The sequence below is a fragment of the Methanothermobacter thermautotrophicus genome (assembly GCF_014889545.1).
In the GTDB taxonomy this organism is placed as follows: domain Archaea; phylum Methanobacteriota; class Methanobacteria; order Methanobacteriales; family Methanothermobacteraceae; genus Methanothermobacter; species Methanothermobacter thermautotrophicus_A.
The window spans coordinates 104397-127310 of sequence record NZ_QKOF01000006.1; the positions used below are offsets into that span (position 1 = coordinate 104397).

31 protein-coding genes are annotated in these 22914 nt (G+C 50.3%); 24 read left to right on the forward strand and 7 right to left on the reverse strand.

The features are described 5' to 3' along the window. Positions 1 to 13: 13 nt before the first annotated feature. Positions 14 to 1942, reverse strand: a complete 1929-nt coding sequence (locus DNK57_RS04930; protein ID WP_192961929.1) for a 3H domain-containing protein — start codon at positions 1940 to 1942, stop codon at positions 14 to 16. Positions 1943 to 2155: 213 nt separating this feature from the next. On the opposite strand from DNK57_RS04930, the gene DNK57_RS04935 reads away from it, so the two are divergent. Next, a complete protein-coding gene (locus DNK57_RS04935) occupies positions 2156 to 3658 on the forward strand; it encodes an NAD(P)H-hydrate dehydratase (RefSeq protein WP_192961930.1) in 1503 nt (500 codons plus the stop codon). Positions 3659 to 3712: 54 nt separating this feature from the next. Here DNK57_RS04935 and DNK57_RS04940 read toward each other — a convergent pair whose 3' ends face one another. Beyond that, positions 3713 to 3982, reverse strand: coding sequence for a pro-sigmaK processing inhibitor BofA family protein (locus tag DNK57_RS04940; protein WP_192961931.1), 270 nt, complete (start codon positions 3980 to 3982; stop codon positions 3713 to 3715). Beyond that, a complete protein-coding gene (locus DNK57_RS04945) occupies positions 3982 to 5166 on the reverse strand; it encodes an argininosuccinate synthase (RefSeq protein ID WP_192961932.1) in 1185 nt (394 codons plus the stop codon). The genes DNK57_RS04940 and DNK57_RS04945 overlap by 1 nt, the downstream gene beginning before the upstream one ends. A 217-nt stretch (positions 5167 to 5383) precedes the next feature. Between DNK57_RS04945 and DNK57_RS04950 the strand changes: the two genes are divergently transcribed. The 19 genes from DNK57_RS04950 to DNK57_RS05040 all read left to right on the forward strand — a co-directional run bounded on the left by DNK57_RS04950 (position 5384) and on the right by DNK57_RS05040 (position 16816). Next, positions 5384 to 6124, forward strand: a complete 741-nt coding sequence (locus DNK57_RS04950) for a succinylglutamate desuccinylase/aspartoacylase domain-containing protein (protein WP_192961933.1) — start codon at positions 5384 to 5386, stop codon at positions 6122 to 6124. 149 nt (positions 6125 to 6273) lie between these two features. After that, positions 6274 to 6942, forward strand: coding sequence for a metal-dependent hydrolase (locus DNK57_RS04955; protein WP_192961934.1), 669 nt, complete (start codon positions 6274 to 6276; stop codon positions 6940 to 6942). A gap of 146 nt (positions 6943 to 7088) precedes the next feature. Further along, the gene (locus tag DNK57_RS04960; RefSeq protein ID WP_192961935.1) at positions 7089 to 7400 is read left to right on the forward strand and encodes a monovalent cation/H+ antiporter subunit E; all 312 of its coding nucleotides are present in this window, start codon (positions 7089 to 7091) and stop codon (positions 7398 to 7400) included. A gap of 8 nt (positions 7401 to 7408) precedes the next feature. After that, entirely contained in the window at positions 7409 to 7669 is a 261-nt protein-coding gene (locus tag DNK57_RS04965) for a monovalent cation/H+ antiporter complex subunit F (RefSeq protein ID WP_192961936.1), read from the forward strand. A gap of 4 nt (positions 7670 to 7673) precedes the next feature. Beyond that, positions 7674 to 7937 carry an EhaC family protein gene (locus tag DNK57_RS04970; RefSeq protein ID WP_192961937.1) on the forward strand — a complete coding sequence of 88 codons (264 nt, stop codon included), beginning with the start codon at positions 7674 to 7676 and terminating at the stop codon, positions 7935 to 7937. Next, positions 7938 to 8174 carry a DUF4040 domain-containing protein gene (locus DNK57_RS04975; RefSeq protein WP_192961938.1) on the forward strand — a complete coding sequence of 79 codons (237 nt, stop codon included), beginning with the start codon at positions 7938 to 7940 and terminating at the stop codon, positions 8172 to 8174. After that, on the forward strand, positions 8174 to 8533 hold the full coding sequence (locus DNK57_RS04980) for a cation:proton antiporter subunit C (RefSeq protein ID WP_192962300.1): 360 nt from the start codon (positions 8174 to 8176) through the stop codon (positions 8531 to 8533). The genes DNK57_RS04975 and DNK57_RS04980 overlap by 1 nt, the downstream gene beginning before the upstream one ends. A gap of 30 nt (positions 8534 to 8563) precedes the next feature. After that, on the forward strand, positions 8564 to 10060 hold the full coding sequence (gene ehbF, locus DNK57_RS04985) for an energy conserving hydrogenase EhbF (protein WP_192961939.1): 1497 nt from the start codon (positions 8564 to 8566) through the stop codon (positions 10058 to 10060). Positions 10061 to 10071: 11 nt separating this feature from the next. Beyond that, a complete protein-coding gene (locus DNK57_RS04990) occupies positions 10072 to 10404 on the forward strand; it encodes an energy-converting hydrogenase B subunit G, EhbG (protein WP_192961940.1) in 333 nt (110 codons plus the stop codon). Further along, entirely contained in the window at positions 10397 to 10696 is a 300-nt protein-coding gene (locus DNK57_RS04995) for an EhbH (RefSeq protein WP_192961941.1), read from the forward strand. The genes DNK57_RS04990 and DNK57_RS04995 overlap by 8 nt, the downstream gene beginning before the upstream one ends. Next, positions 10693 to 11154, forward strand: a complete 462-nt coding sequence (locus DNK57_RS05000) for an MnhB domain-containing protein (RefSeq protein ID WP_192961942.1) — start codon at positions 10693 to 10695, stop codon at positions 11152 to 11154. Before DNK57_RS04995 ends, DNK57_RS05000 begins: the two co-directional genes overlap by 4 nt. 14 nt (positions 11155 to 11168) lie before the next feature. Beyond that, positions 11169 to 11396 carry an energy-converting hydrogenase B subunit J gene (locus DNK57_RS05005; RefSeq protein WP_192961943.1) on the forward strand — a complete coding sequence of 76 codons (228 nt, stop codon included), beginning with the start codon at positions 11169 to 11171 and terminating at the stop codon, positions 11394 to 11396. A gap of 21 nt (positions 11397 to 11417) precedes the next feature. After that, a complete protein-coding gene (locus DNK57_RS05010; RefSeq protein ID WP_192961944.1) occupies positions 11418 to 12758 on the forward strand; it encodes a 4Fe-4S binding protein in 1341 nt (446 codons plus the stop codon). 15 nt (positions 12759 to 12773) lie between these two features. Continuing rightward, entirely contained in the window at positions 12774 to 13283 is a 510-nt protein-coding gene (locus DNK57_RS05015) for a 4Fe-4S dicluster domain-containing protein (RefSeq protein ID WP_192961945.1), read from the forward strand. Positions 13284 to 13289: 6 nt separating this feature from the next. After that, positions 13290 to 13736, forward strand: coding sequence for an NADH-quinone oxidoreductase subunit B family protein (locus tag DNK57_RS05020; RefSeq protein WP_192961946.1), 447 nt, complete (start codon positions 13290 to 13292; stop codon positions 13734 to 13736). Positions 13737 to 13755: 19 nt separating this feature from the next. Continuing rightward, complete coding sequence (locus DNK57_RS05025) at positions 13756 to 14892, forward strand: hydrogenase large subunit (protein WP_192961947.1); 1137 nt, start codon at positions 13756 to 13758, stop codon at positions 14890 to 14892. Between the two features lie 4 nt (positions 14893 to 14896). After that, positions 14897 to 15886: a respiratory chain complex I subunit 1 family protein gene (locus DNK57_RS05030; RefSeq protein ID WP_192961948.1), complete on the forward strand. Its 990-nt coding sequence runs from the start codon at positions 14897 to 14899 to the stop codon at positions 15884 to 15886. A gap of 10 nt (positions 15887 to 15896) precedes the next feature. Continuing rightward, positions 15897 to 16148, forward strand: a complete 252-nt coding sequence (locus DNK57_RS05035) for an energy-converting hydrogenase B subunit P (RefSeq protein WP_192961949.1) — start codon at positions 15897 to 15899, stop codon at positions 16146 to 16148. Between the two features lie 11 nt (positions 16149 to 16159). Further along, complete coding sequence (locus DNK57_RS05040; protein WP_192961950.1) at positions 16160 to 16816, forward strand: DUF5612 domain-containing protein; 657 nt, start codon at positions 16160 to 16162, stop codon at positions 16814 to 16816. Positions 16817 to 16826: 10 nt separating this feature from the next. On the opposite strand, the gene DNK57_RS05045 is transcribed toward DNK57_RS05040, so the two are convergent. The 4 genes from DNK57_RS05045 to DNK57_RS05060 form a co-directional block, all read right to left on the reverse strand. Next, complete coding sequence (locus DNK57_RS05045; protein ID WP_192961951.1) at positions 16827 to 17096, reverse strand: hypothetical protein; 270 nt, start codon at positions 17094 to 17096, stop codon at positions 16827 to 16829. A gap of 160 nt (positions 17097 to 17256) precedes the next feature. Continuing rightward, complete coding sequence (locus DNK57_RS05050) at positions 17257 to 18024, reverse strand: CRISPR-associated protein Cas4 (protein WP_192961952.1); 768 nt, start codon at positions 18022 to 18024, stop codon at positions 17257 to 17259. A 69-nt stretch (positions 18025 to 18093) separates the two neighbouring features. After that, complete coding sequence (locus tag DNK57_RS05055) at positions 18094 to 19365, reverse strand: homoserine dehydrogenase (protein ID WP_192961953.1); 1272 nt, start codon at positions 19363 to 19365, stop codon at positions 18094 to 18096. A 22-nt stretch (positions 19366 to 19387) separates the two neighbouring features. Then, positions 19388 to 20410: a DNA polymerase subunit beta gene (locus DNK57_RS05060; RefSeq protein WP_192961954.1), complete on the reverse strand. Its 1023-nt coding sequence runs from the start codon at positions 20408 to 20410 to the stop codon at positions 19388 to 19390. Positions 20411 to 20493: 83 nt separating this feature from the next. On the opposite strand from DNK57_RS05060, the gene DNK57_RS05065 reads away from it, so the two are divergent. From DNK57_RS05065 to DNK57_RS05080, 4 genes are all read left to right on the forward strand, one after another. Continuing rightward, positions 20494 to 20814, forward strand: a complete 321-nt coding sequence (locus tag DNK57_RS05065) for a PPC domain-containing DNA-binding protein (protein WP_226891082.1) — start codon at positions 20494 to 20496, stop codon at positions 20812 to 20814. A gap of 226 nt (positions 20815 to 21040) precedes the next feature. Continuing rightward, positions 21041 to 21607 (forward strand): DUF366 family protein, encoded by a 567-nt coding sequence (locus DNK57_RS05070; RefSeq protein ID WP_192961955.1) that lies wholly within the window; start codon positions 21041 to 21043, stop codon positions 21605 to 21607. 84 nt (positions 21608 to 21691) lie between these two features. Continuing rightward, a complete protein-coding gene (locus DNK57_RS05075; protein WP_192961956.1) occupies positions 21692 to 22168 on the forward strand; it encodes a 6-pyruvoyl tetrahydropterin synthase/6-carboxytetrahydropterin synthase family protein in 477 nt (158 codons plus the stop codon). Positions 22169 to 22173: 5 nt separating this feature from the next. Beyond that, positions 22174 to 22908, forward strand: a complete 735-nt coding sequence (locus DNK57_RS05080; protein ID WP_192961957.1) for a 7-carboxy-7-deazaguanine synthase QueE — start codon at positions 22174 to 22176, stop codon at positions 22906 to 22908. The last annotated feature ends 6 nt before the right edge of the window (positions 22909 to 22914 follow it).

Genomic DNA, 22914 nt, shown 5'->3' on the forward strand with positions numbered 1-22914 from the left:
GGGTTGACCTTTTTTATTCTATGCAGAATTTTTCCATCATTTCACTTTCAACTATCTCCCATACTTCATCCTCTGATAGGTTGACACCGAGCAGCACACCCCTTTTCCGGAGGTCATCTTCAATTTTCCTTATGATCTTAACGTCGGCTGCAGCAACCGTGTGGGAGTGTATATTCCGGGATATGCTGTAGAGTGCCTTAAGGGACCTTCGAGCGTCAGGGTTTTCCAGTTCCTCCATGCACCTTTTCAGATCATCCATGTTTCTAATGTTGAGGTTCCTTGTTACGACCTGCTTAACCCCTGGAAGGTAGTGCTTTGAGTCAAGGATACGGCCACCCCTCCTGATTATTATCTCCTTGTCATCCATGTTTCCAAGGTCATGCCTAAGCAGCATCTCCACGACCCTGCCTGACTCCTGTATTATTGACTTGATTTCACTGAGCTCCAGGTTGACTCCTATCAGAAAACCCTCCCTCCGGAGTTCCCTCTCAACCAGTTCAAGGCTCTTCGAGTCAGGCCCCGAAATCCTGTGGGAGTGTATACCACCACCTGAAAGTGTGTAGAGCCTGTCAAGGGACTCAAGTTTGCGGGGTTCACTCTCGAGGGTCCCCATGAAACTGTCTATTTCTTTCATGGAGCTAACCCCAACGTTCCTTCTGAGGGGCTCTGAGAATCCAGGGAGATAGTACTCTATATCCTCAATGGTGCAGCCATGACTTATTATGATCTCGGCTTCTCTTCTTATGTCATCGACCATATGGTTCTCAACGATGCTCATCTCAGGCTTTATTATTATTTCAACGAGGCGGCCGTGCTTCCTTGCAACCTCCTTTATCTCCTCATCATTGAGGTTCACACCAAGGAGTATCCCCTCTGATTTGAGTTCATCCAGAACAGCGTCTATGCTCTCCCTGTCGGGCCCTGATATCCAGTGGGAGTGTATGCCACTGACGGATTCATATATCCTTTTAAGGGAACTCTTCCTGGAGGGGTCCCCTTCAAGGATCTTCAGGAACCTTTCAAGTTCCTCAGCCTCAGAGACACCAATCTTCCTCACCAGTGGCTCCTTGAATTCAGGGAGATGGTACTCTATGTCCTCCAGTGTGCAGCCATGTTTCAGTATGATCTCGGCCTCTCTTCCAATGTCTTCAACATCATGTTTAACGGTTATCTTCACCATGGTGGGTTCCATGGCTGCGAAATAGATGTCCTCCCCGCCACTGATTTCGGGTGATATAACACGGTCGGCCCCTGCACGGTACAGCCTTTTGATGTTCTCCCTCTTGCTGGCCCTAGTCACGATCCATATGTCCGGGTTAAGCTCCCTGCAGGTCAGTGTTATGAAGAGGTTGTCGACGTCGTCGCCTGTTGTTATTATAACCCCCCTAGCCCTTTTTATCCCGGCCGCCCTGAGGGTTTCCTCATCCGCGGCACTTTCAGGTATGGCGAGGACATTGGGATCCTCCCATAGCTCCTTTTCAACTATTTCACGGTCCTTCTCAATTATTATGATCTTCTGCTTCCTTTTCTGGAGCTCCTTAAAAACAGCAGATCCGACACGGCCAAAACCACAGAGAATGAAGTGGTTGTTCATTGACTGCATCAACCTGCGTATCCGGGCGCCTGATATTGTATCCTGCAGGGTCATTGTAACCACCGAAACGGTTAAGCTGAAAACGTATGCAATCAGCCCCACACCACCCAGGGCCAGTGTAACAGAGAATATCTTCTGGGGTATGGTAACGGGGATTATATCCCCGTAACCAACGGTTGCAATGGTTATAATGGTGAAGTAGACTGCGTTGTAGAAGTCAAGGCCCATTATGTAGATTGAACCCAGTATGCCATATACTATGAGGGCTGTCAGGGCTGCAAGGGCGTAGTATATGATTGAGATGGGAACGTACTGGATGTTCTCCATGGGACTCCTCTGGGGTGGCATGGGAAACCTCACTCTGGTATTAATATAATTATTAATCTGCAGACAGCAATATAAATTAGGAGCATTTGGTCCAGCTGGGATCCATCTCTATCTGTACTGGTGCAGCAGGATCATGGTTTCTGATGTGAGGGTTTTGCACTGGCGAAGCAGGACTTATCAGGGAGAGGTGATGATCCCAGGTCTTTGATCCACAGCTGGGAGGATGATGTTAAAATGAAACCAATTGATATGGCTGCAGTCGACATTAACGCGGAATACCTGGGTGTTCCAAGATTATCCCTCATGGAGAACGCCGGGAGAGCCGTGGCAGAGGAGATAGGGAATGCAGTGGATAGGGGAAGGGTTGCCATATTCTGTGGTCCGGGAGGAAACGGGGGGGACGGATTCGTGGCGGCAAGGCACCTCCTTAACATGGGCTTTGATGTGGAGGTCCACCTACTCAGCCACCCCGAAAGGATAGGTTCTGAGGAGGCCCGTGTAAACTGGAGGGTCCTCGGGGCAATGCAGCCCCACCCCGGAGGATTTTGTGTGGATGTTGTAAGGGATTCCTTGGAAATAAAACCAGCGGATGCTGATGTGGTGGTTGACGCCATACTTGGCACGGGTGTGCGGGGCTCCATAAGAGAACCCTCAAGGTCAGCCATTGAAGCAATAAACAGTTCAGAAGCCTTCAGGGTATCCGTGGATATACCGAGTGGTTTGAGCCCTGAAACCGGTGTAGTTGATGACATAGCCGTATCAGCGGACCTGACAGTGACCTTTCACAGTATGAAGGATGGCCTTAAGCTTGCGGACCCTGCAGTTACAGGGGAGATCGTGGTGAGGGATATAGGCATACCCCCCGCTGCAGAGATATTCATGGGCCCTGGTGATCTCCTGAGGATACCCTCGAGGAGTCCTGGAAGTCATAAGGGTGAAAATGGAAGGGTTCTTATTATCGGAGGGAGCAGGCAGTACTCGGGAGCACCGGCAATAGCAGCAAAGGCCGCCCTGAGGGCGGGAGCCGATATTGTAATGGTGGCAGCTCCAGGGAGTGCCGCCAGGGCCATCAGGTCACTCTCACCTGACCTGATAGTCAGGGAACTTGATGGGGGATACATTGGAATGGAGTCCCTGGATGAAATCCTTGAACTTGCAGAAAATTCTGATTCAGTCCTTATGGGCTGTGGTGCGGGCAGGGAGACGTCAACGGCCAGGACATTCATGAGGATCATGGAGGACCTCCATGAAATGGAAAAACCCCTTGTACTCGATGCAGATGCACTCAGGCTCCTTGATTACTCGGATGTCAGTGAATACAGGGAACTGACGGTGACACCCCACATGGCTGAGTTCAGCAGCTTCTTTAAGCTGAAATCCATGATATTTAATGATTTCAGGGAACGTGTATCTGCATTCCAGTCAATCTCATCGAGGATAACAGGGACTGTGCTGCTTAAGGGAAGGATTGACATGATATTCCAGGGGGAGAGGTTACGTCTTAACAAAACAGGGTGCCCTGGAATGACCGTTGGGGGTACAGGAGACGCTCTGGCTGGTTTAACAGCTGGTTTGCGCGCGCTGGGCCTATCATCCTTTGATTCCGCTTCACTGGCAGCCTTCATCAACGGGATGGCCGGGGAACTGGCGATGGAGAGGTATGGTAATGGCTTCACCGCATCTGATATGGTTGATATGATCCCCCCTGTTATGGATCCTGGTTTTTATGGGTTCTGAAGCGTCCCTCGTGATGTGCGGGTCCATGACCTAAAAATTAGTGGTTATGACTGGTTATACCAGTCCAATTATACTGCCTATGAGAAGGATACCGACCCCGGTTATACCTCCGAAGCCCGCCACAAGGACCGTAAGGAGATTTATGGGGATGTTTATGAAGGGCAGTATGTTCACGGCAAGCAGAAGGATGATGCCGGCCACCATGTTCCCTGCAACCGTGAGGATCCTCTTACCAAGACCCATGAGTATCCGCAGGGATGCCAGGCCCCCCGCAACTATGAAAGTGGCGATTACAATTAGTATGAGGAATGGGAGACCTTCCATCAGTTCTCCTTCCTGCATACCCTGCTGTATATCGCAGCCTGGAGGGCATAGTTTTTGACCATCCCGGTCATCTCCCTCTGATCGAGGGTTTTATCCTCAAATGAGACTATCTCCTCACTGTACAGGCTGTAGGGTGACTCCCTTCCAGTGACGCGCATGCTTCCCCTGTGGAGCTTAACCCTGACTGTTCCAGTGACACGCCTCTGCATGTGGTTTACTGCCATGTCAAGGTCCTCACGCAGGGGGTCATGCCACAGTCCACTGTACACAAGTTCAGCATAGGTGCTGCTTATCATGTCAGCAAACCTGAGCTCGCTCCTTGTGAGTGTGAGCTGCTCCAGGCTCCTGTGGGCCTCCAGTAACAGGAAGGCTGCGGGCGTCTCATAGACTTCCCTGCTCTTCATACCTATTATACGGTCCTCCATTATGTCAACCCTACCGATACCGTGTTTCCCTGCCACTTCATTTGCAAGGCCTATGAGTTCAAGGGGCTCCATTTCCTCACCATTCAATGAAACAGGGACCCCCCCACGGAAACCGATTTCAATGACATCTGGATCCTCAGGGGTCTCGTGGATGGGTTTTGTCCATTCAAAGGCATCCTCAGGGGGCTCAACCATGGGGTCCTCCAGGATGTCCCCCTCTATTGCACGTCCCCAGAGGTTCTCATCTATACTGTAAAGCTTGTCTGAGGGGAGTGGTATCCCACAGGACCTGGCATACTCCATCTCCTCTGTCCTTGTGAGGTTGAGGTCCCTTATGGGGGCTATGACATCCAGGTCCGTCGTTGACCTTATAACAGCCTCGAAACGGAACTGGTCGTTACCCTTACCGGTGCATCCATGGGCTATGGCAGATGCTCCCTCCTTCTCGGCCACTTCAACTATCTTTTTAGCTATAAGGGGCCTTGCAAGGGCTGTGCTGAGGGGGTAACCCTCGTAAACTGCATTGGCCTTTATGGCTGGAAATATGTAGTCCTCTGCGAATTCACGCCGTGCATCTACTGTGTAGTGTTTGTAGTTTCCGAGTTTCTCGGCAACCATCGCAGGTCTTTCAATTTCATCCCGTGGCTGACCGACATCCACACAGGCAGTTATGACTTCCATGTTATACCTTTCCTCGAGGAGTTTGATACATACTGATGTGTCAAGGCCTCCACTGAAAGCAAGAACCACTTTATCCACAGCAATCACCTTCAACTAATAAATGGAATCATCCGGATACTCATGTTTTTATTTACAACATTATAGATATTAAATGCGGGTAGTTATAAGTATATGTCCATTGCTGACTGATAACCCGCCCACGCGGCACTGGTGATCTAGTCATAATGTCCCGTGCTGGTGCTGGATTATGGGGATTTATCCAGAAGTGAGCCAGCAATGAATCATGGTGACCCTGATGTTTGTAAGTGAGGATTCAGTTGAGGTTTCACTGATACATGATGGTTCGGGAGGGGATATTACCAGGAACCCTGCACTGAAGCCATACATACGTGAGGGGTATCCTCTGGCCATTGCAGAATATTCCCTGAAGGGGACTGTGATGCTTTCCCTGGGTTCTGGAAGACCATCGGTCATGGTAGTGGCGGGTGTCCATGGAAACGAGATACCCCCACAGTTAGCGGCCATGTGCCTTGTTGAGTCCCTTGCAGCATCTGATCCCACTGGAACGGTTCATGTTATACCCATCGCTGCCCCATGGGCCACCATGAGGAACATTCGCTGGTGCAGGGGCCGTGACCTTAACCGTTCAGCCGGTGTACCCGGGTCAGTTACAAATGCCATATTCAGGAGGGCACTTGAACTGGGGGTTGATGCCCTGGCGGACTTTCATTCAACTGCACCGGGAAGCAAACCAGGTGTTGAGGGTGTTTTCTGCTCAGAGGAACCTGAACCAGAAAGTGTTGAGATAGCACGCTACATAACCTCAAGGACATCATCCAGGGTCCTGTGCTATGGAAGGGCATCCTCCAGTTACATGGGCGCCCTGGAGGATGAATGCAACCTTGCAGGCATACCCTCTGTCACATGTGAGGTTGTGTCTGAGAACGGAACAGCCCGGAAGGGCAGTTATGAGAGGTCCCTCCTCCAGATGAGGCTATTCCTGGAGTACATGGGCATCCTTTTGGAGGCGCCTTAATGTCTTTGAGGCTAATTTCTGTGGGTCGCTGCATCGGCTCTGGTCATCAGGAGGGCTGTCAATGTCTTTTAGGCTGAATTTCTGGGATTTATGGGTTTTGAAGCTGCATTCTGACATGTTGAGATTAAATGATGTCTGGAGGTTTTTGATTGTCCTCTTATAGGAAGCATGCTCTTCTTTCAATCATAATGGCCATTCCAGTATTCCCGGCGGTTTTCCCGATTGCCCTGGCGTTTATAGGGGCCATGATACCTGATATGGACCATGAGGTTAACTCTGGCAGTGTTTCGACCATATTCCTCCTTGGACTCGTGATATTCCTCGTGTTCTACATCATGGGGCTTCCATACCTTGCTGGAATAGCCCTGATGGACCTGGCCCTTATATTTTACCTTTCCAGGCACAGGGGCTTCACGCATTCTCTTATCGGTGCTTTTATACTTTCAGCATGTTTAACGGTTTTTGTACTGTCATCCTTCTTCCTTTTGAGGTCACTTGGTCTTGATGGGAGGGCATCCATTGTGGTTATCCTAACGGGCCTTGGATTCATAATTCTAAACAGGGTCCTGGTCCTGCCCTTTGTGCTGGTGACACTGCTGGGGGTTTTCCTCACGGATTTTCCTCTCATGAACTTGTATACAATAATGGGGCCCCTGCTTCTCGGCTTCATAAGTCATGATGTACTTGACTCCTTCACACCTTCAGGGGTTCGCTTCATGAGGCCCATATCCGGCAGGACATTCCGCAGGGGCTTCGGGGTCATGGTCCTTGTTCTATGGGCAATACTGGCGGTTTATTCTCTTTCAGGCCTTTTATGAAGGTTCATGGGTTATTGCACTGCCTTCTTCATCCTTCAGGTCTTTAATCATATGCTCACCTATTTTATTACGATTTATATAGAAAACTTTATATTATCATAAATAATCATGTTAATTATTGGCACTAAAGAGAAGGGAGCTATAAAATGTTTATCACGAGGATTCTGTACGGCATCGCCTACTTCCTGGTCCTTATATATGAAATACTCAAGGCAACAGTTGATGTGGCAGCGAGAACCCTGAATGGAAACGTAAAGCCTGTAATAGTTGAGATAGAGACAGAGCTCACAAGGCCGGTGTCCCAGACAATACTTGCAAACAGCATAACACTTACACCTGGAACCCTTTCAATCGACCTGGATTCTGAAAACAGAATCCTGAAGGTTGCAACCATCTATCCAAGGAAAAGGGAGGACATAGTACCATTTGAGCCCTACATAAAGGGGATGCTCGAATAGGGGGGGTCATGATGGATATACTGATAATCGCTGAGTACACTCTTCTCGCAGCCCTGGCAGTGTTCAGCATTGCGGCTGTGAGGATAGCAACACGCAGAAGCATAGGGATGGGTCTTGTGGGGATATCCGGGTTGAGCATAGCCATTGCAACCATACTCATACTCATAAACAGGATGTATGGCATCGGCTTCTGCCGTGACATAGCCTACGCCCTGGTACTTCTTGGGCCTGTCGGCACAATAGCATTTGCAAGGGTTCTGAGGGGTTGATAGAATGTATCTTGTAATCCTGAGATCAGCGGTCCTCTTCATATCATCCATACTCGTGATACTCGCAGCCCTGGGGATACTCAGGTTCAGGGATGACGTCAAGCGTGTCCTGTATGCCCGGATTCATATCTTGGGGATAGCTGACGTGGCATGCATACTCGCCCTTCTTGCACTTGGCGAGCCACTCCTGGCAGCCACTTACTTCATACTGGCGCCCTTCGTGTCCCATGCAATAGCCAACGCCCACCACTATGGGGAGGGAGATTAGATGATTGAGTACGTGATAATGATCATAGCAATACTCGGAGCGGTAGTGGCCCTTGTCCAGAGGGACCTCCTCAAGGCAGCCATACTTACAGGGGTCCCGGGGGCAGCAATAGCCGCCCTATACCAGTTACTCCTTGCACCAGACGTTGCCCTGACACAGGCCATAGTCGGGTCAGCGATAATACCGGTATTCTTTGCCCTTGCAGCCTACAGGACAATGAGAATGGAGGAAGAATGATGATATCCCTACAGCTTGCATCACTTCTGACGGCAGGAAGCCTCATGGTCATAGGTGCCGTTGCGGTAATCTTCATAGACAACCTCATAAAGAAGGTTATAGCCCTCTCCTTCATAGGCGACGGTGTTAACCTCTTCCTTGTGACCCTCGGATATAAACCAGGGGGTATAGTCTACATATACCTTCCAGGGATGTCGGGGTCATGGTTTGCCCAGAACGCAGCCTACCCCCTCCCCTTTGCGCTGGTGCTCACCAGCATCGTCATAGGGGCCAGCACCCTGGCTGTCATGCTCGGAATAATAATTGTACTCTACCATAAACACGGCACCATCAGTGCATCGAAGGTGCTTGAAGAGTGATAAAATGAGGAATCTAACAGGTGAGGAACTATGAATCCACTCATACCGGTCATGGTGGTTTTACCGATTCTATGCGCACTCCTCCTGAACCTCCTGCATGGAAGGGACAGGACCGTAAAGGCGCTGGCAGTTGCTGTCGCGGTCCTTCTTCCAGTAATACCCCTACTTGCAGGATACGGTGTCCACTACTTTGGAGGATACGCGCCCCTATCTGAGAATTCAACAATCGCAGCCGGTCTGCCGGGCTCAATAAAATCGTCCTATCTATACTCATTCCACCCGGCGATAACCTACGTATTTGGAAGTGCCCAGAGGATATTTCTCGTGATACTCTCAGTGGTGACATTCCTGGCGGTTCTAACTTCACTCAATGAGGTCAGAAGGCCATCAGGTGTCTATGCATTCCTCATGTTCATGGGGACCGCCGCTGTCACAGCAATAGTCCTCACGGATGACATATTCAACCTTTATGTCTTCTTTGAGATAGCGGCCCTGGCACAGGTGGGTGTGGTCCTCTGTTCGGGTGTGGAGCGTAATTATGAAACAGCCCTCAAGTACATGATGATAGGAGGGGTTGCGGCGCCCATGCTCCTTCTGGGCGTGGCCATCCTCCTGGCTCTGACAGGTAACGTGAACATATCTGATATCGTGTACTCAATGAGGAGCGGCCTTGTTAACCCGGGAAGTCCACTCTTCCTCCTGGCATCAGCACTGCTCATCTTCGGGTGGCTCTACGGGACAGGATTGCCACCATTCCACACAATAAAATCTGCCATCTACAGCAAGGCCCTACCCCATGGATCAGCACTCCTCCAGGCCTTCTCTGTATTCACATTCACGGCCCTGGCCATCGTGATACTCAGGATGTTCTACCATGTCCCCCTCGTCAGGTGGGTGATGGTGTTCTTCTCCCTGGCAGGGATGGTCCTGGGTATAAGCATGGCACTCATGCAGACTGATCTGAGGAGGATGATCGGGTTCCTTGCAGTCGGGGAACTGGGGTACATAGGGATAGGCTTTGGTCTTGGAACAGCCGCCAGCATATCAGCTGGACTATTCCAGGCAGTTAACGAGGCCCTGATAACGGCATGCATCTTCCTGGGCTTTGGAACCATATTCTACATGACTGGTAAAACAGACCCCGAGGATATTGGTGGCCTAATGGCATACAAACCTGGCCTCGCAGGCCTTGTGATGCTTTCAGGGTTCATAATGGCGGGGGTGCCACCCTTCAATGTATTCCAGAGCAAACTCCGCCTGATCCAGGCAGCGATTCAGGCAGGGGTCCCTGAACTTGGCATCCTCATGATACTACTCAGCATAGTAACCTTCATGACCTTCATGAGGGCCTTCTATTCGGTTTACCTCAAACCGGAGCCCAGGGGAATGGAACTTGAATCCAGGTCCGTGCCCAGGTCAACGGTCTTCTCAATGGTGGTGCTCATCATAATCTGCACCGTCCTTGGAATCGCACCATGGCTTGCAACCTCACACTTCACGGCACTCATACAGGGTCTTATAATATGAGAGGGGATGGAATGAACTTCTATGATGAGATAATCAACAGGATAAGGAAGGTTACAGGAGAGAGAGGGGAAGGTGAGAGCAACATCTCAGTTTCAGCCGCCCTCACAGCCGAGATAACATTCATATCAGCGGTCCTAATAGCCGCGGTGATGCTCAGAAAGCTGAACTTCATCCTCATGGTCATCGCGGTTCTCTTACTTGCAGCGGTTCTGCTGACATCCTTTCCGTTGTCGGCGAGGCTCAGGACAGAGCAGGGGGACGGTTTCAGTACAATGATATTCTACGTCCTCCTGACACTTGGGATACTGGTATCCATATTCTACTGGGGTGGTGCCGGTGTCTGAATCACTCAGGGGCCTCATGGCCACAGTGGCACTTGGACTATTCGGAGTGACACTATTCGATGCCATAATAGACCTCAGCAACATGATAAACCCTGGTATAAGCATCATATACAACTACCTGGGGACCAAGATAGCCCCTAACATGGTTACCGTTGTTGTGTTTGACTGGAGGGCCTACGATACCCTCGGGGAGGCCCTTATACTCGTAACAGCGGTACTGGTAACCCTTCTGGTCTTTGGAAGGGGTAAGGTTCAGATGGGGAGTTCAGATAAGGGAGGGAAGGACAGATGAGTACCATACTTAAAATATTCGCATTCCCTGCAGCCATATTCATAATGTGTCTCGGGATCCTCACAGTACTTGGAGGACACATAACGCCCGGTGGAGGATTTCAGGGCGGTGCCATGGTTGCAGCAGGGTTCATATTCTGTGCAGTGGTCTATGGGATTGAAAGGAGCCCCTTCCAGTTTTCCCATGAATTCATGTCTGCAATGGAGAGCATAGGCGCCCTTGGATACGTTGGTCTTGGACTCTGCGGCCTCTTATTCTCAGGATTCTTCCTCTACAACCTGGGAGTTGACCTTTATGGAGTATCTCAGGCCGTCAGCGGATTCTTCAACTATCCTGACCCCACAAATGCAGGTATAATACCCTACCTTAACATCCTGGTTGGCCTGAAGGTCATGGTGGGTCTCAGTGCAATTGTCATAACCTTCATGGAGTTCAGGGGTGAAGAGGTCACTGAATAGAGGGGAGTTGAGAAATGTTTGCAGGACCAATAATCTTTGGATTTATACTGGGTTTCATACTCGGAAGCAGGATAAGGGATGACATGTTCCCGCCGTCATCCTACCTTGTGGTGATCCTTGCACTCATCATCGTGGCCTGGAACCTCGGTCCATTTCCTTACTACACGGACCTACCAATAGCCACGGGATTTGTGGCTGCTGCAGCAGGTATAATGGCGGGCAGGATCCTACTTGGACGCTGATAATCTCATGGGGTTATGATCATGTTCATATCAACAGGAAAATGTGAGGGACTCGGGGAATGTGTTAAGGCATGCCCGACGGAAGCCATAAGGATGATTGATGGGAGGGCCTTCAGCTGCATAACCTGTGGCGCCTGCATGGAGGCCTGCCCCAACAAGGCAATACGCAGGAACAGGTACGGTGGATACGTGGTTGACAGGGCCAAGTGCAATGCCTGTGGTGTATGTGAGATGACCTGCCCTGTTAACAGTATAAAAATAGAGGATGGTGTTGTTAAGGGCATATGTGCAAGGTGCGGCCTCTGTGTGGATGCATGTCCACTAGGTGCAAGGGTGGATGCCTTTGACCTCATAGAGGACAGACAGCTTCGATTCCTTGAATCACTGAATCTTGCAGTTAAACCGCCGGTTAAGAGGACTCCAAGGAGTTCTGAGGCCACCAGGGTCAATGTGGTCACCGACACAGAGAAATGCACCCTCTGCAGGAGGTGTCAGTACTACTGCCCCACAGGTGCCATTATTGCTGATACTGAGGAGGGGGTATGCACCAAGTGCCGTGTCTGTGAGGATGTCTGCCCGGTTGGTGCCATAGAGGACCTCGAAATCGACCCTGAAAAATGCACCCTCTGCCTCAAATGCATGAGGGAATGCCCCAGCAATGCAATATACATTGACGACTTCAAGGTGAAAATAAGGAGGTCAGAGGCGAGGGGTGAGGGCAGCATAGTGTCCTGTCTCAACTGCGGCCTCTGTGCGGAGTCCTGCGAGAAGGGCGCCCTGAGGATGGTTGATGGCAGATTAAGACATGACCCAACACTCTGCAGGGACTGTGATGAGACACCATGCATTGATGCATGCCCTGTGGGCACACTACGGATGGTTGATGGGGAGCTCAGGGGCTACTGTGTTTCATGCGGCCGGTGCGTTAAGGCCTGTGATGTTAGCGAGGCAAGGAGCTTCCAGACTGTCAGATGGGACGGATCGGTCTCAGAGGACTGCATATCCTGCGGGATCTGCTCCGAGATATGTCCAGTGGACGCCATAACCCTGAAAAGGGGATCCATAGAGGTGGATACCGACAGATGCATACTGTGTGAGAAGTGCGGTATACACTGCCCTGTCGATGCAATACCAAGAACGACCATGAAGAAGAGGAGTATAAAGGGTGGATTCACCCTCATAGACCAGAGGCTGTGCATAGGGTGCGGTCTCTGCCTGGATGTGTGTCCCGAGGATGCCATATCAAGGGATGAAAGCGGATTGATGTTTGTTGATGATGATAGGTGCATACACTGCGGTGCATGCTCCAACATATGCCCTGCAAGGGCAGTGATATTTGAGAGGGAATTTGCATCAGATTAATGGATGGTGGATCATGTGAAGAATCTTCTAAGGATAATGCTGGAGGGAGCCTACACCAACCTCAAGAGGATATTCCTTGCAGCGGACCGTGTAACGGATATGGAACTGCGAAGGAGAATCCTTGAGGGGCGGGTGGAACCTGAACCCAAGGTCGCCGAGGTCTCATGCATAGGCTGCGCCGGGTGCTCCAATGCCTGCCCCACAGGTGCCATTGAGATGAGGGACCTGGATGAACCCGTTGAGATAATCGAGGGTCTCGTGAAGAAGCAGGTACCGGTACTGAACAGCGAAAAATGTGTGCACTGTTACTACTGCCACGACTTCTGCCCGCTCTACGCACTCTTCGGCGAAGCAGGGACCATACACCCCAACGATGTGGGGGATGTCGATTTCGATGCTGGAAGGGTGCTCCAGAAACCCGTTAAGATATCAGAGGATAAACTAAGATTCATATCCCATTTTCTGGCTGATAAGAGCGTTATGAAGACAGAAACCCTTGCAGAGACCGCAAGGAGGATCAGGTGATTTAAAATGGGTCTTAAATCTTTTTCAAGGGCAAGGGCAGTACATGCAATGCTCGTATACACAGGTGGATGCAATGGCTGCGACATAGAGATAGTAAACGCAGTCTTCTCACCAAAATATGATGCTGAACAGTACAAGATATTCCTCACATGGAACCCAAGGGAGGCCGATGTCCTCATAGTAACGGGGCCCGTGACAAAGCAGAACGAGGAACCACTGAAAGCCATATATAATGCAATACCCGAACCAAAGGCGGTTATAGCTGCAGGGGCATGCGCACTCATGGGTGGCGTCTACAAGAACATACACGGGGACATACCATCTGAGGAGATCTGCGGCCCTGTTGACCAGGTCATACCAGTTGATGCCAGGGTTCCGGGCTGTGCGGTGAGACCAGAGGACGTCCTCGCAGCCGCAGTCGCAGCACTTCCAAAACTGCTGGAGGCGGATTGAACAGATTCAGGTGCTTACAATGGATGGAAAACAGGAGATAATAGAGACAGAAATAGCAATGGGGCCCGTGCATTCAGCAGCCATAGAGCCCTACCGTGTAAGGCTCTTCGTTGAGGACGAGATAGTGAGGGACGCTGAGATAACTGTTGGCGTGAACCACAGGGGGATTGAGAGGATAATGGAGGGTCTCCCGGTTGAAAAGGCCAACAGCCTCACCGAGAAGGTCTGCGGTATCTGTTCAGGCGTCCACCTCTGGAACTCGGTCTTGGTCGCTGAGAAGGGCCTCGGCGTGGAGATACCTGAGAGGGCATCCTACATAAGGATCATCGTCGGTGAACTTGAAAGGATCCACAGCCACCTCCTATACCTGGCCCATGGAAACGAGGTCCTGGGCCATGAAACCTTCTCCATGAGACTATTCTACATAAGGGAGACGGTAATGGAGCTTCTAAGGCTCATAGGGGGTAACAGGGTACAGTACGGCGTCCCGATAATAGGAGGGATAAGGCCCAGGGCAGACCTTGATGAGATGAAGATACAGAGGATAGGGGAGGGCATTGATCTCATCGAGGAGAAGTTGGAGGCCTTCGCAGAGAGGTTCACCTCCGACCCCATGATAATGTCCCGTATAACAGGGGTATGCCCCATAAGCAGAAAGGATGCACTGAGGTTACATGTCACAGGACCAACTCTGAGGGCAACCGGTGTGGACCTTGACGTGAGGCGTGAGATGCCATGCTACGACCCCTTCGAATTTGAGGTTATAACACAGGATGGTGGTGATGTAAGGGCAAACCTCCTCATGCGTGTACTTGAAATATTTGAATCAGTGAAGATCATAAGACAGGCCCTCAGGGATTTACCAGAGGGTAAGGTCGTTGACAGGAGCTGGGAGATGCAGGACACAGGCATCGTCAAGAGCTACGTGGAGGCGCCCCGTGGCAGACTCTACCACTCCTATGCAATAGAGGATGGAAGGGTCAGGGGTTCGATTATAAGGACTCCATCCATGTCAAACATAGGGGCAATGCAGTATGCATGTATAGGTCACCACATCACAGACGCCCAGCTGGGCATAGTCCAGTGTGACCCCTGCTTCACATGTACAGACAGGGCCATAGAGATTGTAGATATGTCTGATAATCCTCGCAGGTGATTTAATGGATCCATCATACTCAGCTGTAACGGTTTTGGGAACACTAATCCTGGGATTGCTTGTTAGCCTCTGGCTCCCTGGTATTGAAAGGAAATTTGTGCATGCAAGGATACAGCAGAGGATAGGGCCACCTCTCTCAAGCCCGGGTCTGATGGCAGCCCTCAAGTTCTTCTATAAGAAGACAGTCAGGCCATCCTCACCCCTTCCAGGGCTCTACAATTCACTTCCAATTATGGGGTTCATATCAGCCCTCCTCATACTGCTATTCCTAATACCACCAATGTACTCTCTGGGGGCCCTGGCAAGCCTTGTTGCCATCGTCGGATTCCTGAAGATAGAGGAGGTCATATATGTATTCATGGGTTCCCTCTCAAGGTCCGTAATGTCAATGGGGATGCCCTTCCCTGACCTTGCAAGGGGGGCGAAGCACCCTGACGTTAATAGGTACTTCCTTGAGGATCTGAGCTCCATGAGGGCCTTCCGTTTGATAGCCTCCGGTTCATTCCCCATCTACCTTGCAATCTTTGTGCCGGCTGTGTTGTCCGGGAGCATCTTCCTGAAGGACATCGTGGCCTATCAGGCGGTCCATGGACCCGTCATCTTTACCATGGCCGGTGTGATAGGGGCCGTTGTTTTCTTCATAGGATACATGATACTCCTCAACGAGTACCCCTTCGCAATCCTAAAGACAAAGGCTGATGTGATAGAGGGGCCATACATGGAGTACGCCGCACGGTACCGGGCCTTTGTCTACATAACCAGGGGATTCCTCATGTTCACCCTGGGATGCCTGTTCTCGGTCCTCTTCCTGGGAGTGCCACCTGACCTACTCAGCTGGGGCATACTGGTTAACATTGCAGTGGCAGCGATATTACCTGTTCTGATGGCCATATTCAGCGCCTTTGCACCGGTATTCACATTCAAGCAGTTCTACCCTGTAACGGTGGCGGCTTCAGTGCTCGGGGTCCTGGCACTGGTCACAGCATTCGTCTGAAGGTGATAGTATGAAGATGGTTATAAGACCAAGGCACATGATAAGCCTCGGAGGGTACATAGTTGAACTTGAGTTCCCCTACCGTAACCTCATAGTTGTAAACCCCACCGATGAGCACATAAAGATAGAGGTCCCTGTATTCAATGAGGAATGGATAGAGGAGCACCGCAAGCTTGGACTTAAAATAGTGCCAGTGGGGGATGATGATAACTACCTGAGCCTCTGGAGGAAGGAGAAAGCCCTCCTTGAGGCATCAGATTGACCAGTGATTTTATGAGTTCAGTGGCTCTTAGTATAAAGACAGTTGAGAGGCCCGGGGTTCTGAGTGAGATAACCGGCATGATAGCATCAAGGAATATAAACATCACCTACGCCCACCTCTACGTTGAAAGGGATGGTCATGGCGCAATATACATGGAACTTGAGGATATAGATGACCGGGAGTCCCTCATTGATGAGTTGAAATCCTCCAGCACGGTACTGGATGTGAAGATACACAGGTCACTTGAGGAGATCTATGGTAAGAGGATAATTATAATTGGTGGGGGAGCCCAGGTGTCCCAGGTTGCAATGGGTGCCATCAGTGAGGCCGACCGGCACAACATCAGGGGTGAACGCATAAGCATCGACACCATACCCCTTGTGGGGGAGGAGGAGCTTGCAGAGGCTGTGAGGGCTGTTGGGAGACTCCCGAGGGTGGCGGCGCTGGTACTTGCAGGGTCCCTCATGGGTGGTGAAATCACGAGGGCCGTTGAGATGGTTAAGAGGGAACATGATATTACGGTTATAAGCCTCAACATGCCAGGGAGCGTCACCGATGTGGCTGACCTCGTTGTAACGGACCCCATACAGGCAGGGGTGATGAGTGTCATGGCGGTGGCTGATACTGCTGTTTTCAGCATTGAAAAGGTAAGGGGTAAAAAATTTTAGAAAAAGATGTTCAACTCATCTCAATTGCACGTATGAGTTTGCTAGCAGCGTTTTTAAGTTCTGGGTCCTTTATGTCCCCGCTTTCCCTTATTTTGAGGGCAAGTTCCAGAACCTTTGAGACGTCTGATGGCTTCAGGTTCTCTGCCATCTCAAGGTAGGTCTGGTCCTCCTCGGGTATCTCCTCCTTCTTCTTCTCAGCAAGTTCCAGGAGAACACGGCAGCTGCTCATAATATCTGGACTGTCCAGGTCTTCACACTTTTTAAGAAGTTCCTCCTTCATAACATCACCATATCTATTATGTTGAAACAATTATTTAAACTCTGGGAAATTATCTCAAAAAATTCATGATATGTAGGATAATCCTGTGGCTGATACCTGTTATGGTGTAATTCGTTTATTGTTTAATTCTGTGGCTGATATCTTTCACTACTTCATTGAGTCAGCATGGCCCCTCCCTTGCGCAGACCTCTGCAAGGCTGCAACCGGCACACCTTGAGGGATTCACATCCACTGATGGTACCTCTCCATCATCGGTTATCCTCCTTATCTCGTCAAGCACATCAAAGAGGTACTCCCTCCTCCGGTAGTCTATCACAACCGGCCGCCTTTCTGCCGGTAGCATGTAGTCTATGAAGGCTACCATGACCTCTGTTTCAAATTCCCTCTCAACCAGGATTGCATGGGCCGTTATTTCAAGGCTGTCAGAGGGCCATACTCCACTTGCAGGAGGCAGTGATGTCCTGAACTTCAGGGGATAGTATGATCCGCCACTTATCTCCATGCTGACACGGCCATGCAGCTCAATTGATGGGTCATATATGGGGTAGTCCCTGATGAGGGGAGGGAAGATGAGGGAGGCAGCCCTGTCGCACTGGCCCCTTAGGAGGGCCATGGACCTTCCTATGCGCAGTGCCATGGCCCTCACCTCAAAGAGCATTGGTTCAGCTATAGGATCCCGTTCATCTTCATCAAGGTCCCCCAGGATCCTCTCAAGATCCTCCATCAGCATTGCTTCCAGTTCCTCCACCCCAACATCATCTTCCAGTTTCCGTGTCCTGCTCTCTGCAGCCGCCCGGAAGTCGAGGTAGACCTTCCTGAGGTTTACTGCATAAGGTTTCATGGGTTCCCTCACCCCGAGGACCTCCCTGAGGTACAGCTTGATGGGGCAGAACATGAATTCTGATATCATGGATACTGCAACCGACATCCAACCACCATGACACTTTATAATATTTATTAATATTAAAGTATTACTATCACTTAAAAAATATGGGATTTAGAGCATCCTGAGGCGCAGGGGTTCACCCATCACCCACTGGATATCTGATATCTCAGACAGCGCCTCCTGCACATCCCCCTCTGCTGCCTCATGGGTTACGATGTATATGGGCACAGTCTCGCCCTCATGGGCACCCTTCTGGGTCACAGATTCTATGCTTATACCGTGTCTGCTGAAGGCCCCGGCTATCTCATGGAGAACTCCTGCCCTGTCGACGGCATCAAGCCTTATGTAGTACCTTGAGGATGTTCTGGAGAAGTCCCGAACTGACTCAACAACCCTGACACCGGGGCCTGTGGGCATTGATCCCTCAGGGTTGACTGCAATATCCATGCAATCCGCGACAACTGCACTTGCAGTCGCCCTCCTGCCAGCACCCTTACCATAGAACATGACTGGCCCTGTGAAGTCCCCTGTGATGTATATTCCGTTGAAGACACCGTTCACCGAGGAGAGGAGGTGGTCGTGGGGTACCAGCGTGGGTGTAACGCCCAGCTCCAGTTCACCATCACTGAGCCTGGCTGTTGCAAGGAGCTTCACACTGCATCCAAGCTCTTCAGCAGCATATTCAATGTCATCCCTCCGTATGCTGCTTATACCCTCAACGTGGAGTTCATTCTCTGGTACATGGACACCAAAACCAAGGAGTGTGAGTATTATTAGCTTCTGTGCGGTGTCATGGCCCTCTATGTCAAATGTGGGATCCCTTTCAGCATATCCAAGCCTCTGGGCCTCCCTCAGAACATCATCAAATTCCATGCCCTCTGAGGCCATCCTGGTCAGTATGTAATTGGCAGTACCGTTTATTATCCCATATATTGATTCTATCCTGTTGGCTGCAAGGGACTCGTTGAGGGCCCGGAGGACAGGTATACCACCGCCAACACTGGCCTCAAATGCAACCCTCACACCCTTCTCCCTGGCAGCACCCATTATTTCATCCCAGTGCCTTGCAAGGAGGGCCTTGTTGGCTGTTACGACGTGCTTACCATTCTCTATGGCCTTCAGTATGAAGCTAAGGGCGGGTTCATAGCCACCTATGAGTTCTATGACGATGTCTATTTCAGGGTCCTCGAGTATGTCATCTGCGTCGGTTGAAAGGATTCCGGGGTCTATTTCAACGCCACGGTCGCTTTCAATGTCAAGGTCAACGACCCTCCTGAGCCTCAAGTCCATTCCAGTCTTTTTCCTTATGATATCATGGTTGGTGTTGAATATTTCCACCACACCTGCCCCTATGGTTCCAAATCCTATGAGTCCTATGTTCACACAAAAACCTCCATACTTCTTTTTACTCAATTTTGAGATCCTTCAGCTTTATGAATTCATTCATGGCCTCTCTGGTTGTCCCAACAACTACCCTGTAGCCCTCTGATTTTCCCATGAACCTCTCAAGTTTACCCCTTGCAATTATGCGCTCCCCCTCCCTGGCCTGACCAGCATAGGTGTGGGTGAAGGACACCACCTCCCCTATATCAACCTCAGGGCCTTCAATCACATTAACATCATCCACAAGGTACCTTGATGGGTTGTCAAAGGCCTCAAGGGCATCCACGACTGTGCACTCAATGGTTATGCTCCCATGGGGCTCATAGGTTGTATCGCCCCAGGAACCCTCTATTTCACTCCAGTCCCTGGTTGCAAGGATGTCGAACAGGGTTCCGTCTATCATTCCCCGGTTGTTCTTGCGCATCTCATACCAGCAGAACTCCCTGAAGGATAGGGTGTCGTCAACGATCCTCTTACTGTAAACCCTCCGGAGTAGCTCTTCATCAAGGCCCATTAGGGGTGATGATGGGTCATCCTTCAGTTCACCGAAGGCATCCATGGCCAGCCGGTGGTTTTTCAGTCCATAGACAACGAAGTCAATGTCGGAGTTCTCAGGGTCATAGAGTCCTGGCAGTATGGATCCAGATACGCCCATGTACCTGTAGGGGATTCCGGTTGCATCGTGGAGTGCATCTGCTATTTTAACAGACTTCTGGAGAAGGGGATCTGATGGCGACTCCATTATATTCTCCAGACGTTTTTCAGGCCTCAGTATCTCCCCTACCTTGTTGTGGGGCACGCCCATCATCCTAACCCCAAGCTCATCATAGTGGTGAAGGTACTCTGGGTGTGCATCCGCAAGGAAACGGTATGCCACCTCCGAGCTGACCTTCGAGTATCTTGCAGAGTCCAGTGATCTTTCACCATCCATGTCGGGTATGTAACGTAAAAATGATATGATCCTCCCGGCAGGATGGAGGTATGAGGTCACAGCAAAGAAAAGGTCATCAGTGGTGTGTATGAAGTCACGGATTCTGGCTCTCATAGATAAATTAAATGCTTGATGTGACTATAAACCTTTTCATATGATAATCATAAGACTTGAACCGGGCATGGACCTAATGGGAGATGAGGGCAGCTGAAGAGGATGGGGTTGTGGTGACGGGTATAGGGAGCCTCCACAGGGTCAGGATACGGACGGCTGATGAATCAGACCTCATGGTCAGGGGTCCCCTTGAGATACTTTCACTGCAGGGAACCATCTCACGTGATGGGGTGCACCTCCACATTGCAGTCGCCGATTCAGAGGGCAGGGTTACAGGGGGCCACCTCAGGGGGGACTGCCCGGTGAGGACAACTGCAGAGGTCGCAGTGATCCCATATAAAGGGGTGCTGCGGAGGGTGATGGACAGGAGGACAGGGTACAGGGAACTCATTGTCATTGATTGAGCCCTGAGTTTCACTCCGGATTCCCTGGAGGTTCCACAATACATGGTTCCAGAATCATCACACTGGGGTTTTTACTAGCAGTACCCGGGGTCAACTACAGGTTTCCATCATCACCAGCCACCATAGTTTCTTATCTCCTCAACATCCGCTCCCATCACCACCCGCTGCTAACAGTCTGGGCATCCTACTTATAGGGGCAGCTCCAGAATATAATGATGGTGATGTAATGATATATGAGCACCTTGAAGATCCTCTCCTCTATGATGGGAGTCAGATAGAACCTGCATGGGCCCTCAGTGAACTGGGAATAAAGGGCTCAAGCATAATAACGTGGATAGGCCCCATGGATGTGAAGAATATAGTGGATTATGAGGATGTTGAACTTGAGATAAGGTCTGAGGAGGTCCTCCATTTCATTGTTGAGCACTTCGATGAGCAGCCATCCAGCCTGAGGCTTGCATACCACAGGCAGAGGATTCTTGTGATGCTGCTCATGGAGGAACTCATGAGAATTGGTGTGCGGACAAGGAGAGAGGGGGATGATCTCTACATAGGTTCATCAAAGCTCACGGTTTCAATAGCAACGGCCTCTGTGTCCAGCATGAAGATACACCTCGGCATCAACATCCATGAGAGGGGGACACCCGAGGATGTTGATACCATCGGACTCATGGATGAAAAGCCTAAACTTTCGGATGATGACATTAAGGCAATAGCTGAGAATGTTGCAATGGCATATATACATGAGATTGATTCCATTGAGGAAGATATAGCCAAGACAAGGATCTTTTAGGCGTATAGGGATGGAAAGAAGGATTAGGTCTCAGGATATGGCCAGAATCTTATTCAGCCTCATCTAATCGTTGAAGTGGTAATGATGAAGATAGTTATAAATGGAATACACGCAAACCTGAGGTTTTCAGCTGCCCATATGATACCTGAACATGAATCGTGTGGCTGCATACACGGCCACTCCTATATAGTTGACGTTAAGGTTGAGGGGAAGAGGAGTGGGAAGCATGGCTTTGTAGCTGATTTCAAGGATGTTAAGGATATAGTCAGACGAATATGCAATGAATTTGACCATAAACTCCTGATACCCCTCAGGAACCCCCTGATAAACTTCACATCCACCAGCAGAGCAGTTAAATTTGAAATAGCAGGTAAGAAGTACACCATACCCGAGGAGGACTGCTGCCTCCTTGACCTTGAATCCAGCTCTGCAGAGGAACTTTCAAGGTACTTCGCATCAACACTCTTCAAGGAACTGAGCAGCAGGTATGATATATCCTCTGTTGAGGTCTGTGTGAATGAGGGTATAGGACAGGGGGCCGTATACACAATATCCAGGTGATCTCGATGAGGGCACCCATCGTGGAGGTCTTCAGCAGCATACAGGGCGAGGGCCTCCTTGTGGGAAAGAGGCAGGTCTTTGTGAGGTTCGCAGGCTGTAACCTCAACTGCAGCTACTGTGACACGCCAGAGAGCAGGGACCCTGCAGCCGGAAGGCTCTTAACAGTACCTGAACTTAAAGATATTGTTGAAGGGCTCATAACACCAGATTTTCATTCAATAAGCATTACAGGGGGCGAACCCCTCCTGTACCCTGATTTTATCTGCGAATTCCTTGAGGAGATTCCTCACAGGACCCTTCTCGAGACCAACGGCTCCCTACCACGCAACGCAGAGATGATATCCCACCTCCTTGACTACGCCTCAGTTGATATAAAAATGGCTGAACATTTTTCAGACAATTTAGGATCCAATACTACAGAATCCGATATATCCGGTCCTGGAGACGTCATTGAACGGGAGATTCAAGTCATAAACATATTAATATCAAGAGGTGTAGATACATATTGTAAGGTGGTTGTGATGCCCACAACAGGGGCGGACTACATGGGGGCCCTGGCAAAGAGGGTCCTTGAAGGCGTTGATGAACCGGAAAAACTTTCAATGGTTATACAGCCATGCAGTCCCCCTGAGCAGTGGGCTCAATACACTCCTCGCCTGCTGGAAATGTCCCAGGAAGCCGGAAAGTATATGGATGTTTACGTGATACCACAGATGCATAGGGCCCTTGGCCTTAGATAGGAGGTT